The organism is Burkholderia sp. 572, assembly GCF_040545135.1.
Classification (GTDB): Bacteria; Pseudomonadota; Gammaproteobacteria; order Burkholderiales; family Burkholderiaceae; genus Burkholderia; species Burkholderia cepacia.
The window spans coordinates 55,132-69,097 of sequence record NZ_JBEPLH010000009.1; the positions used below are offsets into that span (position 1 = coordinate 55,132).

Annotated in this window: 15 protein-coding genes; 3 read left to right on the forward strand and 12 right to left on the reverse strand. The window is 67.6% G+C overall.

The window, feature by feature from the left end:
• Positions 1 to 13 precede the first annotated feature (13 nt).
• Complete coding sequence (locus tag ABIC51_RS18260; protein WP_027789445.1) at positions 14 to 1,186, reverse strand: porin; 1,173 nt, start codon at positions 1,184 to 1,186, stop codon at positions 14 to 16.
• Between the two features lie 60 nt (positions 1,187 to 1,246).
• On the reverse strand, positions 1,247 to 2,434 hold the full coding sequence (locus tag ABIC51_RS18265; protein ID WP_175897605.1) for a M20 aminoacylase family protein: 1,188 nt from the start codon (positions 2,432 to 2,434) through the stop codon (positions 1,247 to 1,249).
• Positions 2,435 to 2,552: 118 nt separating this feature from the next.
• On the opposite strand from ABIC51_RS18265, the gene ABIC51_RS18270 reads away from it, so the two are divergent.
• Positions 2,553 to 3,470 carry a LysR family transcriptional regulator gene (locus ABIC51_RS18270; RefSeq protein WP_027789447.1) on the forward strand — a complete coding sequence of 306 codons (918 nt, stop codon included), beginning with the start codon at positions 2,553 to 2,555 and terminating at the stop codon, positions 3,468 to 3,470.
• 42 nt (positions 3,471 to 3,512) lie between these two features.
• Here the strand turns inward: ABIC51_RS18270 and ABIC51_RS18275 are convergent, their stop codons facing one another.
• The 4 genes from ABIC51_RS18275 to ABIC51_RS18290 form a co-directional block, all read right to left on the reverse strand.
• Positions 3,513 to 4,040 carry a GNAT family N-acetyltransferase gene (locus tag ABIC51_RS18275; RefSeq protein WP_175861290.1) on the reverse strand — a complete coding sequence of 176 codons (528 nt, stop codon included), beginning with the start codon at positions 4,038 to 4,040 and terminating at the stop codon, positions 3,513 to 3,515.
• Complete coding sequence (locus ABIC51_RS18280; protein WP_370448694.1) at positions 4,037 to 4,342, reverse strand: hypothetical protein; 306 nt, start codon at positions 4,340 to 4,342, stop codon at positions 4,037 to 4,039. The genes ABIC51_RS18275 and ABIC51_RS18280 overlap by 4 nt, the downstream gene beginning before the upstream one ends.
• A 99-nt stretch (positions 4,343 to 4,441) precedes the next feature.
• On the reverse strand, positions 4,442 to 4,642 hold the full coding sequence (locus ABIC51_RS18285) for a hypothetical protein (protein ID WP_175897607.1): 201 nt from the start codon (positions 4,640 to 4,642) through the stop codon (positions 4,442 to 4,444).
• Positions 4,639 to 5,100 carry a hypothetical protein gene (locus ABIC51_RS18290; protein WP_027789451.1) on the reverse strand — a complete coding sequence of 154 codons (462 nt, stop codon included), beginning with the start codon at positions 5,098 to 5,100 and terminating at the stop codon, positions 4,639 to 4,641. The genes ABIC51_RS18285 and ABIC51_RS18290 overlap by 4 nt, the downstream gene beginning before the upstream one ends.
• A gap of 332 nt (positions 5,101 to 5,432) precedes the next feature.
• Here ABIC51_RS18290 and ABIC51_RS18295 point away from each other — a divergent pair, with 332 nt between their 5' ends.
• Complete coding sequence (locus ABIC51_RS18295; RefSeq protein ID WP_146253839.1) at positions 5,433 to 6,389, forward strand: alpha/beta hydrolase family protein; 957 nt, start codon at positions 5,433 to 5,435, stop codon at positions 6,387 to 6,389.
• Here ABIC51_RS18295 and ABIC51_RS18300 read toward each other — a convergent pair.
• Positions 6,386 to 7,306: a phosphatidylinositol-specific phospholipase C gene (locus ABIC51_RS18300; protein WP_152754305.1), complete on the reverse strand. Its 921-nt coding sequence runs from the start codon at positions 7,304 to 7,306 to the stop codon at positions 6,386 to 6,388. The two genes, ABIC51_RS18295 and ABIC51_RS18300, sit on opposite strands and share 4 nt — an antisense overlap.
• A 6-nt stretch (positions 7,307 to 7,312) precedes the next feature.
• Here ABIC51_RS18300 and ABIC51_RS18305 point away from each other — a divergent pair, with 6 nt between their 5' ends.
• The gene (locus tag ABIC51_RS18305; protein WP_175897608.1) at positions 7,313 to 8,350 is read left to right on the forward strand and encodes a LacI family DNA-binding transcriptional regulator; all 1,038 of its coding nucleotides are present in this window, start codon (positions 7,313 to 7,315) and stop codon (positions 8,348 to 8,350) included.
• A 97-nt stretch (positions 8,351 to 8,447) separates the two neighbouring features.
• Here ABIC51_RS18305 and ABIC51_RS18310 read toward each other — a convergent pair whose 3' ends face one another.
• The 5 genes from ABIC51_RS18310 to ABIC51_RS18330 form a co-directional block, all read right to left on the reverse strand.
• Positions 8,448 to 9,308: a carbohydrate ABC transporter permease gene (locus ABIC51_RS18310; RefSeq protein WP_060173352.1), complete on the reverse strand. Its 861-nt coding sequence runs from the start codon at positions 9,306 to 9,308 to the stop codon at positions 8,448 to 8,450.
• Positions 9,305 to 10,174 (reverse strand): carbohydrate ABC transporter permease, encoded by an 870-nt coding sequence (locus ABIC51_RS18315; RefSeq protein ID WP_124545483.1) that lies wholly within the window; start codon positions 10,172 to 10,174, stop codon positions 9,305 to 9,307. The genes ABIC51_RS18310 and ABIC51_RS18315 overlap by 4 nt, the downstream gene beginning before the upstream one ends.
• 34 nt (positions 10,175 to 10,208) lie before the next feature.
• A complete protein-coding gene (locus ABIC51_RS18320; protein WP_048022011.1) occupies positions 10,209 to 11,447 on the reverse strand; it encodes an ABC transporter substrate-binding protein in 1,239 nt (412 codons plus the stop codon).
• 195 nt (positions 11,448 to 11,642) lie between these two features.
• On the reverse strand, positions 11,643 to 12,851 hold the full coding sequence (locus ABIC51_RS18325) for a porin (RefSeq protein ID WP_027789458.1): 1,209 nt from the start codon (positions 12,849 to 12,851) through the stop codon (positions 11,643 to 11,645).
• A gap of 167 nt (positions 12,852 to 13,018) precedes the next feature.
• Positions 13,019 to 13,957: a helix-turn-helix domain-containing protein gene (locus ABIC51_RS18330; protein WP_175897609.1), complete on the reverse strand. Its 939-nt coding sequence runs from the start codon at positions 13,955 to 13,957 to the stop codon at positions 13,019 to 13,021.
• Positions 13,958 to 13,966 lie beyond the last annotated feature (9 nt).

Sequence of the window (13,966 nt, forward strand, 5' to 3'; positions counted from 1 at the left end):
CGAAAATTCCCGTTCAGAAGTTGTGATACATGCCGAGCGACAGTGTCACGGGTGTCGTCCCGGTGCGCGGTGTCGTTCCGCCCGGTTCGGTCGGCAGCGGATTGCCGTTCAGCAACACCGTCGAGATGCCATAGTTGCGGATGAACCCCGCACGCGCATAGAGGCCGGTGCGTTTCGACAGCAGGTAGTCGTAGCCCAGCATCGCACCGAGTGCCGAATCCCTGGCCGGCTGGCCGGCCGCGTCGCGCACACCCGACGTATCGCGATAGACAACCGACGCGCGAATCGCATTGACGCCGAACGGCACGATCGCGCCGAGCGTGTAGACGCGCGCAATGCCGTCGCCGGCCAGCTTCGGCGCGTACTGGTTGAACGATGCGGACAGCACGATCCGCCCGGTGTCATAGACGGCGCCGAGCCCGTACAGGTCGTTGCGCACGGTGCTCGCCCCGTTGACGCCCCACACCTGGTTGTAGCTCGCGGCCAGATAGGTCGTGCCGTTGTACCACTGCAGCAGCGCGCCTTGCGCGGACGCCACGGGTGCCCGCCCGGCCACGTTGCTCGGCGCAAACATCAGCATCAGCGACGTGGTGCCCGCGACGATCGGCGTACGGTACGTGATGGCGTTGTCGACGCGCGCCGGCAATTGCGTCGCCCCCGGCCCGAGGTCCGAGTTGTAGCCGACGCCGCGGCTCGTCTGCACGGCTGCCGCGCCCAGCCACGTATAGACCGAGTTCGTGCCCACCGTGCCGAACACGTCGATGAACAGCGGCAGCGCCGTGCCGATCTGCTTGCCGAGACGCAACCGGCCGTAGCTGTCCGACGACAGGCCGACCCACGATTGCCTGTTGTACGTCGATTGCGCATCCTGCTGCGCGCCGCTGTTCGCGAGAAAACCGCTTTCGAGGTTGAACTCGGCGCGCCAGCCGCCACCCAGGTTCTCGCGGCCGAAGAAGCCGAATTTGGAGGTCCACTCGCCGCCGCTCTGCGTCTGCCACAGCGAACGGCCGCCGACCGTCTGGTAGTTGATCCCCATGTCGAGCGAACCATACAGCGCGACGCCCTCCGTCATCCTGCCGTTGTACTCGGGCACCGCCGCCAGCAACACGTCCTGATAGGGCACGGCGCGCGCGTTGCCGGCGCCGAACGCGAGACAGGCCGCGCCTAGTGCAAATCGCTTTTTCATTCGTCATCCTCATCGTCAAGTCAACCCAGATCCGGCCAGCGCGTCTTCTTTGCGCCTTCGTCAGTCCATCTTCAGGAAGCGTTCGGCAATCCCGGCGAAATAGGCTGCCCCCCAGCTCAGCGCGGAGTCGTTGAAGTCGTAATGCGGGTTGTGCACCGAACATCCGCCCCGGGAATCGACGCCATTGCCGACCAGCACGTAGCAACACGGTGCGCATTCGGTCATCCACGAGAAATCCTCGCTGCCCATCACGCCATCGGGCAACAGCGTGAGCGCGCCTTCGCCGGCCAGCGCCGCGATCGTCTCCACCGCGAGATCCGACGCCGCACGGTCGTTGTCCACGACACGCGAGATCGACCGGTATTCGATCTGCGCGGTCATCCCGAACGCCTGCGCCTGCGCGTCGACGATGCGGTGGATCCGCGCCTCGATTTCGTCGCGCGTAGCCGCGTCGAGCGCGCGCACGGACAACTGCAACGTCGCCGTTTCCGGGATCACGTTCGGGGCAGTGCCCGCATGGAACGTGCCGACGGTCACGACGGCCGGCTTCAGCGGATCGACGTTGCGGGAGACGATCGATTGCAGCGCGGTCACGATTTGCGCGCCCGCGACGATCGGGTCGCTCGCGAGTTGCGGCATCGCACCATGCCCGCCTTTGCCCGTCACGGTGATCGTCACCGAATCGGACGACGCCATCATCGGCCCGTAGCGCAACGCGAAATGGCCGACCGGCACGCCCGGCGCGTTGTGCAGCGCATACACGCGTTCACACGGGAAACGTTCGAACAGGCCGTCGTCGATCATCCGCTTTGCGCCACCGAGCCCTTCCTCGGCCGGCTGGAAGATCACGTTGAGCGTGCCGTCGAAACGGCCCTGTTCGGCAAGATAGTGGGCGGCAGCGAGCAAGATCGCCGTGTGGCCGTCGTGACCGCATGCGTGCATCGTGCGTGCAACCGTGCTCGCATACGGCAGCCCCGTCGCCTCCTCGATCGGCAGCGCATCCATGTCGGCGCGCAGGCCGAGCGTGCGCACCGACGCGCCGCGCCGCAACTGGCCGACGACGCCGGTGCCTCCCACCCCCGTCGTCACGTCGTAGCCCCATGTGGCCAGTTGTTCGGCGACGAGCTGCGCGGTGCGGGTCTCGGCGAAACCGAGTTCGGGATGGGCGTGGATGTCGTGGCGGATCGCAACGAATCGGGACTCCGACTCGCGAATCGCCGCGAGTACGTGAGCAAGGTTCTGCGTCATGGATGGCTCCGTGGAATCGGCCGCCTCGCGACCGTCCCGGCCAAGCATAAAGACGCGTTTCGGGTCAAAAAACTCACGAATTTTGATGCGGATAACTTTTGGTAATATCTTCCGCATCATGAAAATCCATCAATTGCGCGCACTCGTCGCGGTCACGACGGCCGGCAGCATCAAGGCGGCGGCCAGGGCCCTGCACGTCACGCAGCCGGCCATCAGCAAGGCGATCCAGGAACTGGAAAACGAGTTCGGCGTGACGCTCCTCGAGCGCAAACCGTGGGGCGTGGTGCCGACGCCGGAAGGCGACGCACTGCTCGGGCGCGCCCAGGCCGTCGTGCGCGAGCTCGAACGGGCGAGCGAGGACATGGCGCACATGAAGGGGCTGCGTGACGGGCGGCTCGTGATCGGCTTCACGCCGATCGTCGCGGTGACGGGCTTTGCGGAAGCCTACGCCGCCTTCCGCCGCCACTGGCCGAACGTCGAATGCGAACTTCGGGAACTGACGTTCAACCTGCTCACGGAACAGTTGCGCAATCGCACGCTCGATCTCGCCTTCGTCGCCGTCACGGGCCCCATTGCCGAGTCGGTCGACATCAGGGCGATCCGCACGTTCGACACCGCGTTCGTCACCCGCGAGAACGGGCGCTTCGCGGGCGCGACATCGCTCGAGGCGCTGCGCGACGCGGAATGGATCCACGCCGACGCCAGCGACAACTTCCCCACCTATATCCGCGACCTGCATGAACACGCGGGCCTGCCCCCGCCGCGCTGTATCACGCGCTGCACGTCGTATGCGCTGTTCTACAGCCTGCTCATGACCAACGATGCGATTTTCTCGTGGACCCGGCTGTCGCTCGCGGAAACCGTGTTCGGCCAGAAGCTGACGCCGCTGCCATTGCCGATGTCGCCGCCACCGCTTCAGTTGTACCGGCTCACGCCGCCCGGCCTGCAACTGACGCGGCCCGCGTCCGATTTTCTGGCGCACGTGGAGGCCGCGTTCGCGTCGCTGCCGGTGACCGGAAGCCGGGCATTGCGCTGACACCCGGTCGCGCTGCCCGCACCGCAACGCGCCGCGACTGCGTCAGCCCGGGACGCGCATCCGCATGAACACGCGCTGCGTCTCGTCGAGCCCGAGCGCGACGTGGTGCGCGCGGATCGCCCGCAGCGTGTCGTCGAGCGTGGCGTCGTCGACGATGCTGAAACCCAGGCGCGCGTAATACGGTGCATTCCACGGCGCATCGCGAAACGTCGACAGCACGACATCCGCGATGCCTTCCTGCGCGGCGCGCGCGCTCACCTGTTCGATCAGGCGCGCGCCGATCCGCTGTCCGGCATGCGACGGCGCGACATCCAGTTCCTCCAGATAGAGCCGCCGCGCATCCAGCAGCCGGTAGAACGCGAACCCGACGCACGCCCCTTGCATATCGACCGCCACATACGCGCGGCCGCCATCGATGCGCGCGAGCACGGCAGCCGTATCGGTCGGCTCGGCTTCGGCGATGTGGGTCATGCCGATGGCGCGAAACCGCTGCGCGGCGGCAACTTCCACGGCGGCCATCGCGGCCGCGTCTTCCCGCGTGGCGGGGCGGATCAGAATCGATGCAGTCATGACGGCAATTCAGGCAGGCAGTCCGGAACGGCCGTCACTATAATCGAAACTTCATACGTTTCGAACGTCCCACCCACGAGGCCCGTCATGACGTTGTCCGCACTCGCCGTCGTCGCCGTCGCCCTGCTCGTCACCGCCGGCACACCGGGGCCGAGCGTCGCCGCGCTCGTCGCGCGCTCGGATTCGGCGCCTTCAACCGAAAAGTGTTCGCTTTCGTAGCGCTCGATCGGGATCCCTGGAATCTCCAGTTCGTCACCATCCGGCGAGCCAGGCACCGGATCGGTATCGACAAGCGCGGACACCGCCTTCAAAGCGGCATCGTAATCGGCCTCAGTCCGGATCTCGAATGAACGTTCATTGCGTTACGTGCCTATCCTGCGCCGCCTGACGTGCAGGACACGTTACTTCCGTGAGCGTGGGTCCTCCCCCAAGTCACGCAAGCGCTTCCTCAAGCGTTGATTGTCGGCGAGCAATGCAACCAATGCGAAGAGCGCCGCAACGGGGAAAAACCAGTTCCCCGAATAGTGAAGCAACGCCCACGCAACAGCAGCGACGACAACGGCCGCGGCGATCAATCCAATCCTGTCGGCAATCCTGCTCATGCGGCCACCCTCCCGATTGCGCGCGCACGGATCGCAAACGTCACGCTGTTTTGCGTGGGTCGAAGCACCTCCGGATACCGTTCGATCACGCGACAGACATCTTGCGGAACCGCCAGGCCACGACGGCCCGCCCAGATACGAACCCCGTCGACGGCGGCCATGTCATGCCTGCTGCACACCATCGATGCGTTCGCAGCAACGATCAAGCTGCCGATCGCTGCTCCGACGTAAAAGCTCGCGCCGAGTGCGGACGCGGCTGCCAGCAGTTCCAGTCCGGTCGTCGCTCCGATCAGTTCGCCGACGGTGGCAGTCGGGCCGAGCGTTTTGAGCGTACCGAGAATAGTTACGAGCGTGCCCGTTGCGGTTTGCTGCGCAGCGAACAAGCTTGCCGGTGCGGGTAACCCGAGGGCATCCATGTTGTCCCTGAATGCCGCGTAAAAAGTCTTGCATTGCGTCATGAGAAATCCCCGTGAAAGCGCGGTGATTCTAGCAATGACGACCCACGCTGACGCCCTCACCGGACTCATCCGGTCGCAACGCATCCTCATTCAGGCGGTTCAACGCCTCCACACCACGGCCGAGCGCAGCCCCGACGCATGTACGCTTGCATCGTCGAGTTCGTTACGAAGTGTCGCGAACGAACCCTGGACAATTTATCGTCATTCGCCTGCGCCGGTACGCAGACCGGTATCCGCTCGCCGATCGACACCGCTGTACACGACCGCCAATTTTCGTCAGGATACGGCGAGTCGCGATGGCGGCCCGCCTCGCGCACGCCCCGGGAATCTACATGCGAACCTGGCTTTCGGCTGTCCTCCTCTGCCTGGCCGCCACGCTCGCGCACGCGGCCGGCATCAAGTTCGTCCGGATTCCGGCCGACGCCGGCGGCCCCGCACTGAAGGCAGTCGTATGGACACCCTGCGCGGACGCCGCCCGGACGCTCACGATCGGGCCTTTCGAATTGAAAGGGCAACGCGACTGCCCGACCGTCGGCGACAAGCTGCCGCTCGTCGTGATCTCGCACGGTCACGCCGGCACGTACTTCGGCCATCACGACCTCGCCGAAACGCTCGCCGACGCCGGCTTCGTCGTCGCGGCGATCAATCATCCCGGCGACACGCATGCCGACATGAGCCACGCGGCCGACCTGCGGGAATTTGCCGAGCGGCCGGCGGACATCAAGCGCCTGATCGACTACATGCTGGCCAACGCGCCCGATGCCGCGCATGTCGATCCCGCGCGGATCGGCTTCTTCGGCTTCTCGCGCGGCGGTTATACGGGCCTCGTGCTGGCCGGCGCGAATCCGGATTTCGTGCATGCGCACGTGGCCTGCCCGGACCCGACCTGGCCGATCTGCAAGCAGATCCGCGACCACGACCTGCCGCGCCAACCGCTGACGCACGATCCGAGGATCAAGGCCTACGTGCTCGCCGACCCGCTCGACGAATTCCCGACCGCCGAAACGCTGAAGGACGTGCACGCGCCGATCCAGCTCTGGGCGTCCGAAGCGGGCGGCGACGGCGTGGAGCCGGATTCGGCCCCCGCGCTGGCCGGCCTGCTGCCGCGACGGCCGGAATTCCACGTCGTGCCGAATTCCGCGCACTTCGCGTTTCTCGCGCCGTGCCCCGAACAACTGACGCACGACTCGCCTGAAGTCTGCACCGATGCGAAGGGATTCGACCGCGCGGCATTCCACGCGATGCTCGATGCCAAGGCGCTCGCATTCTTCACCGCCCATCTTCGCTAACAGCGAAACGCCTTGCGCCACCCACCCGGCACCGGCGCGTGATCGTTGCACGCGATCAGCGCGCGCACCAGCGCCCAATCGTCGTCATCGCAGAAATCGAGCAGCATCGCGCCGCACGGGCCGCGCTGCTCGCGCAGCCGTGCGGCCAGCCGCGCATGAATGCCCTGCACCCTGCCGTCGCCGTGGGCAACGACCGACGGATTCGCGCCCATGCCGGTCCCGCTGCAGAAGTTGATCGCCCAGCGGCCACTGTCCGGCGACGGCAGGTCCGTCAGCAGCGCGTCGATCGCACGCCACTTCCAGCCGATCGACGCCGCCACCGGCACGCGATATTCGTCCTGGATCACGAACGCGCCGTCGGGATGATCGATCGTGAACGTCGCGTTGTCGGGCCACGCGGTCAGGTCGATGCCGAGCGGCCGGCTGCTGCGAAAGCGCCGCAGCAGCACGATCGCGCCGCGCACGTCGCCGAGCGCGGGCAGCGTGCCGCCGGCATGCCAGCGCAGCCGCGGATGCCGCGCGCGATGCGCATCGAACGTCGCATCGAAACTGCGTGTGCACGCGTGCGCCGGCCATTCGTCCTTCACCGACATCACGATGCATTCGCGCGGATGTTCGTCGAGAAAACGCATGCAATCGGCCAGCACGTCGTCGAACGTCATGCCGAGCGCGATACCGCCGTGATGAATGTCGAACGCGTCGCGCACGTGCCGGCAGCGGATATCGAGCAGCCGCACGCCATGCGCGAGCTGCGCATCGAGCGGCGCACGCTGGGTGCGCACGAGCGCATCGTCGACCGTATACGCACAGGTGTCATGGCTGCCCGGTAGGGTCAGCGTATGCAGCGGCCGCGCGTCGTCGAGCGCCGACATCCAGTCGGCAGGCGGCGTGCACGTATCGTGGCTCGAAGGAATCATGAATCGATGAATGACAAGGAAAGAAAACCGTGGGTGACGGCGTCGGATGTCGCGGCGCGCGCCGGCGTCTCGCGCTCCGCGGTGTCGCGTGCATTCTCGCCGACGGCGAGCATCGCACCGCAAACGCGTGAGCGCGTGATGGCCGCCGCGCACGCGCTCGGCTACCAGGTCAACCTGATCGCGCGCGACATGATCACGCAGCGCAGCAGCATGATCGGTGTCGTGACGGCCGGGTTCGAGAATCCGTTTCGCGCGCGGCTGCTGTCGGACCTGATGGCCGCGCTCGGGCAGCGCGCGCTCACGCCGCTCGTGACCAATGCGGAAGACCCGCGCCAGGTCCGGCAATCGCTCGAGCAACTGCTCAGCTACCGGATCGCGGGCCTCGTGATGACGTCCGCGTCGCCGCCGCTGTCGGTCGCGCAGCAGTATCTCGAACACCGGATCCCGGTCGTGATGATCAACCGCGACGCGAACCTGCCGGGCGCGGATATCGTCGTGAGCGACAACGCCGCGGGCGCCGCGCATGCCGCGCGAATGCTCGCGCAGGCGGGCGCGCGCCGGGTCGCGTTCGTCGGGCCGCGCAACGCGAGCTACAGTGCGAACGCGCGTGCCGCTGCGTTCGTCGAAGCGCTGCGTCGTCACGGCGATACCGCTCGCGCTGCAAGCGTACGGATTCAAGACACGCCGTCCGACACATACGCATGCGGTGTCGAAGCGGCACGGGATCTGCTGTCCGGCGACACCGTTCCGGACGGCGTGTTCTGCTCGTCCGACCTGCTCGCGTTGGGCTTGATCGACACCGCGCGCCAGCAGTTCGGGCTGCGCGTGCCGGAAGACTTGCGCGTCATCGGCTTCGACGACATTCCTGCCGCCGCATTCGACGGCTATGCGCTGACGACGCTCCGTCAGGATACGCAAGGCCTCGCGAACGCGGCCGTCGACATGCTCGCCGAGCGGATGCAGGCGTTCGCCGGCGCATCGCGCACGCGGGTCGTGCCGGTGACCTGCGTCGTTCGTCACAGCTGCGCCGGCCGTCCGGCGTAGCGACGTGCGATGCGCACGCGCGCGCCAACGGGTTGCATGACAGGCGCGAGCGCGCAGCGGTGCCTGCCGCGCGGCGCACCGCCGCCCTGCATCGGCGTCACTTCAACCCGCCCGCGAACCCGCGCAGCAGGTAGCGCTGCACATAGCCGGCCACGGCCAGCGTGGGCAGCGACGCCATCAGCCCCGCGCTCATCAGGTCGCCCCAGTCGATCCCGTTCTCCGTCACGTAGCCGGCAATCGCGAGCGGCAGCGTGAAGCGGCTCGGCGTCGACACGAACAGCAGCGCGATCAGGAATTCGTTCCAAGCGGCGATGAACACGAAGATCGCGGTCGCGATCAGGCCCGGCGCGCACAGCGGCAGCACGATCTGCACGAGCCGTCGAGCCAGCCCCGCGCCGTCGATGCAGGCCGCTTCCTCGTATTCGATCGGCACGTCGCGCACGAACGCGAGCAGCATCCAGATCGCCATCGGCAGCGCATAGATCTGATATGCGAGCATCAGGCCGGGCGTCGAATCGAGCAGGTGCAGCCGTTTCGCGAGCGCGAACAGCGGCACCGCGATCGTGATCGGCGGCATCAGCTTCAACGCAAGCACGAGCATCAGGAACAGCAGGTCGAGCCGCGCCGGAAACCGCAGCCGCACGAGCGCGTATGCGGCCGGAAACGCGAGCGCCAGCGCGAGCAGCGTCGTGCCGAAGCCGACCAGCAATGAATTGAAGAGCGGCGCGCCGATGCCGTTGGACCAAACCGATGCGAAATGCGCGAAGGTCGGCGCGGCCGGCCAGATCCGCAGCGGATGATCGAGACGTTCGAGCGTCGGCATGAAGGCCGCGCCGGCCATCCACAGGCACGGCAGCAGCAACAGCGCGAGCGCGGTGATGCGCAACGCCCACGGCAGCGCGCGACCGAATGCGGCGCCCGTTCGCGCGCGCGAAATGCCTGCGGATTGCGCCGTCATGCGCGCCGCTTGCGAACCGTCTGCCATACGTACCCCGAGACCAGCAGCGCGGACGCCGCGAGCATCAGCACCGACGCGGCGCTCGCCGGCCCGACGTTGAAGAAGCGGAAGCCCGTGTCGTAGATATAGGTCGACAGCGTCTGCGTCGCGTTGCCGGGGCCGCCGCCCGTCAGCGCATAGACCTTGTCGAACAGCTTGAACGTGTCGATCGAGCGCAGCAGCAGCGCGAGGCCGATCTGCGGCGCCGCGAGCGGCAGCGTGATGTCGCGCAGGCACTGCCACTCGCTCGCGCCGTCGGTGCGCGCGGCTTCGTACAGTTCCTGCGGGATCGACTGCAACCCGGCCAGCACGATCAGGAAGGCCATCGGCGTCCACTGCCACACGTCGACGAGCGCGAGCGACCACAACGCGAGATGCGGATCGGACAGCCAGCGCACGCCTTCGACGCCGAACGCCGCGAGGAGCGCGTTCAGGAAGCCGTCGAAGTTGAGCCAGTTGCGCCAGATCGCCGAGCACACGAGCGTGGACAGCATCATCGGCAGGATCGCGAGCGGCAGCGCGATGCGCCGCCCCGGAAACGCGCGCACGAACAGCAGCGCAAGACCGAAACCCAGCGCGACTTCGGCGAGCGACGCGACGATCGTGAAGCGCAGCGTGTTGCCGAAGCCGGCCGTGAACGCGTCGTCGCCGAGCACCGCGCGATAGTTCGCGAGCCCCGCGAACGCGCGGCGGCCGGCCGAGTAGTCGACGTGGCAGAACGAATCGATCAGCACCTGCGCGACCGGATACAGCGCGAGCGCGGCGAGCACCAGCAGCGCGGGCCCGAGCAGCGCGACGAACGGCAGGCCGCGGCCGAAGGCTTTCATGCGCGGGTTCCGGACGACATCGCGAAGTGCGCCGTCACTTGCCGGCCGCGGCCGTCGCCTGCGCGATCTTCTGCTGCGCCTGGCGCAGCGCGGCGTCGGGTGCGGCCTGCCCCGTCAGCGCGAGTTGAAGCTGGTCGCCGAGAATGCTCTCGACCTGCTGCCAGTCCTTCACGCGCGGCCGCGCACGGCCGGCCTCGAGCGCCTTCAGCTGATCCGGATACCAGCGATACTGGCGCACCAGCGCCGGATCGTTGAACACGCTGCGGCGGGTCGGCGGAATGCCGATGCCGGCGAGGCGCGTCTGCGTGTCGCGGTTGGTCAGGTACGCGAGGAAGTCCTGCGCGAGCTTCGCGTGCGGCGCGTCCTTCGGAATGCCCATCTGCCAGATGCCGAGCATCGGCGCCGGGCCCGCAGTCTGCCCGGGCGGCGGCTGCAGCGCGATCTGCCCGACCACGCGCGACTGCTTCGGATCGTCGAGCGCCGGCACCCACGCCGGCCACACTTCGATCGACTGCGCGGCCGTGCCGCGCTGCAGCGCGTCGCGCACTTCCGCCGCGCCGTAGACGTCGACGTCCTTTGGCGCGGACGCCTTCAGCGCGAGGAAGGTCTTCAGCGCGGCCTGCGCCTCGCGCGAATCGATCGTCACGTTGCCGGCACGGTCGAACACGTCGCCGCCGTAGGCCCACAGGATCGGCAGGAAGCCTGTGACGACGGGATTGCCCTTGGTCCCGCGGAACACGACACCCGACACGCTCTTGTCCGCGCCGCCGACGGTCTGCGCGATCTTCAGCACGTCGTCCCAGTTGCGCGGCGGCTGCAGCTTGTATTTCGCGAGCAGGTCCTTGCGGTACGCGAACATCTCGACGTTGCCGACGATCGGCAGCGCATACAGCGCACCGGCCGCGTTGCGGCCGAGCGCGACGGCGGACGGCACGAGGTCGGCGTCCGCGAGCGATGCCGGCAGCGGCTTCAGCCAGCCGTTGCCGATGAATTCGGGCGCCCACGTGTCGTCCATCATCACGAGGTCGTACGCGCCGGTGCCTTCGCGCATCGACAGCTTGAGCTTCTGGTACAGGTTCGCGTTCGGCAGCTTGAGCAATTCGATCTCGGTGCCCGGGTGCAGCTTGTTGAAGCCGGCGACGGCGTCGGCCAGGCCCTTGCCGTAGATGTCGTCGCGGCCCGCGATGACGAGATCCGCCGCGAAGGCGTGCGAGGCGGCAAGGGACAGCGCAACGGCGGCGGACAGCGCGCGCAGGCGGCTCAGCAAGGTCATGAGGTCTCTCTCGTTCGGCGTGGTGGCGGGACGGCCAGGCGTTGCACACGTGTGCAACGCGGGCGACGCTTCTGGCCGCCTGAAGCGAACGCCATTGTTCACGCCGATCGTTACGAATTTATGGCACGCGGCGGGAACGGCCGCCACCGTGCCCGGCTGCCCCGCCCCGCCTGCCGCTCCGTGCCTCCGCCCCGGTCAGAAATTCACGCGGATCCCGGCCATCACCGCCAGCTGCCGGCTCGAGTTGCTGTTCGCGAGCACCGGAATCTGCGCGTAGTTCACCGCGTTGCCGTTCGCGTCGGTGCCGAGCCCCGTCCCGCTCGCGATCTGGCCGATCGCGACCGCGTACAGCGCCGTGCGCTTCGACAGGCTGTAGTTCGTGCCGACGTTCACCTGGTGGAACCGCGTCGTGCCGCGCCCGTCGGTATGCGCGGCGTTGAAGATGTACGCGATGCCGCCCTGCAGCGCCGGCGTGAACAGGTACGTGGCGTTCAGTTCGCCGATGTCGAACGTGAACGCCTGCGTGCGCGGCTGCGCGGCGGTCGAGAAGTAGCGGCTGTCGCCGAGGCGCGTATGCGTGTAGGTGAGCGCGATCGTCGCCGCGCCGAACGTGACCGACCCGCCCGCACCGAACGCGCGCATCGAGCCGGCATCCTGCAGCAGGCAGTACATCGCGCCCGGGTTGCTGCACGCGAAATCGCCGATATAGCCGCTCGCGCCGCCGAGCGCCGCGTCGAGCGGCTGGTGCAGGTCGAGGTAGCCGACCGAGAACGCCACCGGCGCGCGCGTGTACGTCGCGGCCACCGCATAGCCGCGCTTCGCGGAGAAATCGCCGGCCTGCCCGCCGAAGCTGAACGTGCCGCCGAACGTGAAGCCGTTGAAATCGGCGCTGGTGAACTTCACCGCGTTGTTGAAGTTGAATGCGGCGTTCAGGTTGTCGACGTCGCCGAGGTGCGAGCCGTACGGCGTCGCCCAGTTGTTGCTCGACACATACGCGCCGAGCATGTCCGTGTACGAGTCGTATTGGCGGCCGAGGCCGAGCGTGCCGATCCCGTCCTGGCGCAGCCCGACCCACGCCTGCCGGCTGAACGCGGTGCCGCCCTGCAGCGCCTGCCCGTTCGCGGACAGGAACTGCTGCTCGAGCGTGAATACCGCGTCGAGCCCGCCGCCGAGCGGCTCGGCCCCCTGGAAACCGAAGCGCGACGGCACGAGGTTGCCGCCGCCCATCTGCCACGCATGGCCGCCGCCCGTGCTGCCGTCGGCGCGCGTGAACTGCTGGTTCGTCGAGTAGATGATGCCGGTGTCCACGGTGCCGTACAGCGTCACGCTGCCGGAGGTCTGCGCGTGTGCGTGCATGCACCCGAGCGTGGCCGCGGCCGCGGCCAGTCGTCTTCCGATTCTCATGTCCCGCCCCTCTGTTGTCATCGATACGCAGTGCAGATCGATGGGGTTGTCGATATGGGTGACAGGACTCTATCCAGCGAAAATTCAGGACCTCTATCGCAAATCGGCAAACCGTGGCGCGCATGGCCCGCGACGTTGCCCGGCGGCGCCGTCGCGGTGCGCGTGCGTCATTCGGGACGCATCGTCTGGGAAGGCAGCTCGCCGAACAGGTCGCGATACTCGCGCGCGAAATAACCGAGGTGCGTGAACCCCCAGCTCGCGGCGGCCTCGCCGACGCCGAGCTGCTGCACGGATGTCGTGCGCAGCATGCGGCGCACCGCGTTCAGCCGGATCGTGCGCAGATAGCCGACCGGCGTGACGTCGGCCACGCGTTGAAAGCTCGTCTGCAGCGTGCGGCGGCTGCAACGCAGCGCGCGGCACAGTTCGAGCACGGTGACGGGTTCCTCGGGGCGGTCGCGCAGATGCTTCTCGCAACGGCTCACGATGTCGCTGTAGGTGGCGTGCGTGATGTCGCGGCGCTCGACGCCGATGCCCTGCTCGAGCGCGTCGAGGAACATGCCGAGCATCGCGTCGCGAAACATCTTGCGGGTGGCCGCGTATTCGAGGTGGCCGGGGTTGCGCTGCGCATCGTCGATCAACGACGACAGCCGCACGCCGAGCGCGACGCCCTGCTCGTCGGACAGCCGCGTCACGTGGCGCAGCTTGCGCGCGCCGGATGCACCGAATTCGGCTTCGCACAGCTCGTCGACCATGTCGGACGCCGCGCTGATCCCGACGAGCCCCATGCCTTCCGGCGTGTGGAATTCGAAATCCTCGCCGGCGCGCAGCGCGAGCAGCGCATAGCCGTCGACGGGCTGGCCCTGGAACGTGCCCGCGAGCGGCACCGACAGCGGCACCGCGAGCGACGTGCGCCCGGCCGGCGCGAGCCCGGTTTGCGCGACGCGCCGGTTGGTCGTCTCGCGGAAGAAGTGGAAATCGTCGTACAGCACCTGCGTGACGGTGCCCTTGAAGCGGCCCGGCGTCATCTGGCGGTAGACCTGATGCCAGCCCGCGATCGCGAGCCCGTGATCGTGCACGTCTTCGTGTGAGCGTGACTGGAACAGCATCGGCATCTC

Excerpts from the sequence above, each read along its gene's own strand:
- ABIC51_RS18260 (WP_027789445.1), bottom strand. The coding sequence starts at position 1,186 with ATGAAAAAGCGATTTGCACTAGGCGCGGCCTGTCTCGCGTTCGGCGCC.
- ABIC51_RS18265 (WP_175897605.1), bottom strand. The coding sequence starts at position 2,434 with ATGACGCAGAACCTTGCTCACGTACTCGCGGCGATTCGCGAGTCGGAG.
- ABIC51_RS18270 (WP_027789447.1), top strand. The coding sequence starts at position 2,553 with ATGAAAATCCATCAATTGCGCGCACTCGTCGCGGTCACGACGGCCGGC.
- ABIC51_RS18275 (WP_175861290.1), bottom strand. The coding sequence starts at position 4,040 with ATGACTGCATCGATTCTGATCCGCCCCGCCACGCGGGAAGACGCGGCC.
- ABIC51_RS18285 (WP_175897607.1), bottom strand. The coding sequence starts at position 4,642 with ATGAGCAGGATTGCCGACAGGATTGGATTGATCGCCGCGGCCGTTGTC.
- ABIC51_RS18290 (WP_027789451.1), bottom strand. The coding sequence starts at position 5,100 with ATGACGCAATGCAAGACTTTTTACGCGGCATTCAGGGACAACATGGAT.
- ABIC51_RS18295 (WP_146253839.1), top strand. The coding sequence starts at position 5,433 with ATGCGAACCTGGCTTTCGGCTGTCCTCCTCTGCCTGGCCGCCACGCTC.
- ABIC51_RS18300 (WP_152754305.1), bottom strand. The coding sequence starts at position 7,306 with ATGATTCCTTCGAGCCACGATACGTGCACGCCGCCTGCCGACTGGATG.
- ABIC51_RS18305 (WP_175897608.1), top strand. The coding sequence starts at position 7,313 with ATGAATGACAAGGAAAGAAAACCGTGGGTGACGGCGTCGGATGTCGCG.
- ABIC51_RS18310 (WP_060173352.1), bottom strand. The coding sequence starts at position 9,308 with ATGACGGCGCAATCCGCAGGCATTTCGCGCGCGCGAACGGGCGCCGCA.
- ABIC51_RS18315 (WP_124545483.1), bottom strand. The coding sequence starts at position 10,174 with ATGAAAGCCTTCGGCCGCGGCCTGCCGTTCGTCGCGCTGCTCGGGCCC.
- ABIC51_RS18320 (WP_048022011.1), bottom strand. The coding sequence starts at position 11,447 with ATGACCTTGCTGAGCCGCCTGCGCGCGCTGTCCGCCGCCGTTGCGCTG.
- ABIC51_RS18325 (WP_027789458.1), bottom strand. The coding sequence starts at position 12,851 with ATGAGAATCGGAAGACGACTGGCCGCGGCCGCGGCCACGCTCGGGTGC.
- ABIC51_RS18330 (WP_175897609.1), bottom strand. The coding sequence starts at position 13,957 with ATGCTGTTCCAGTCACGCTCACACGAAGACGTGCACGATCACGGGCTC.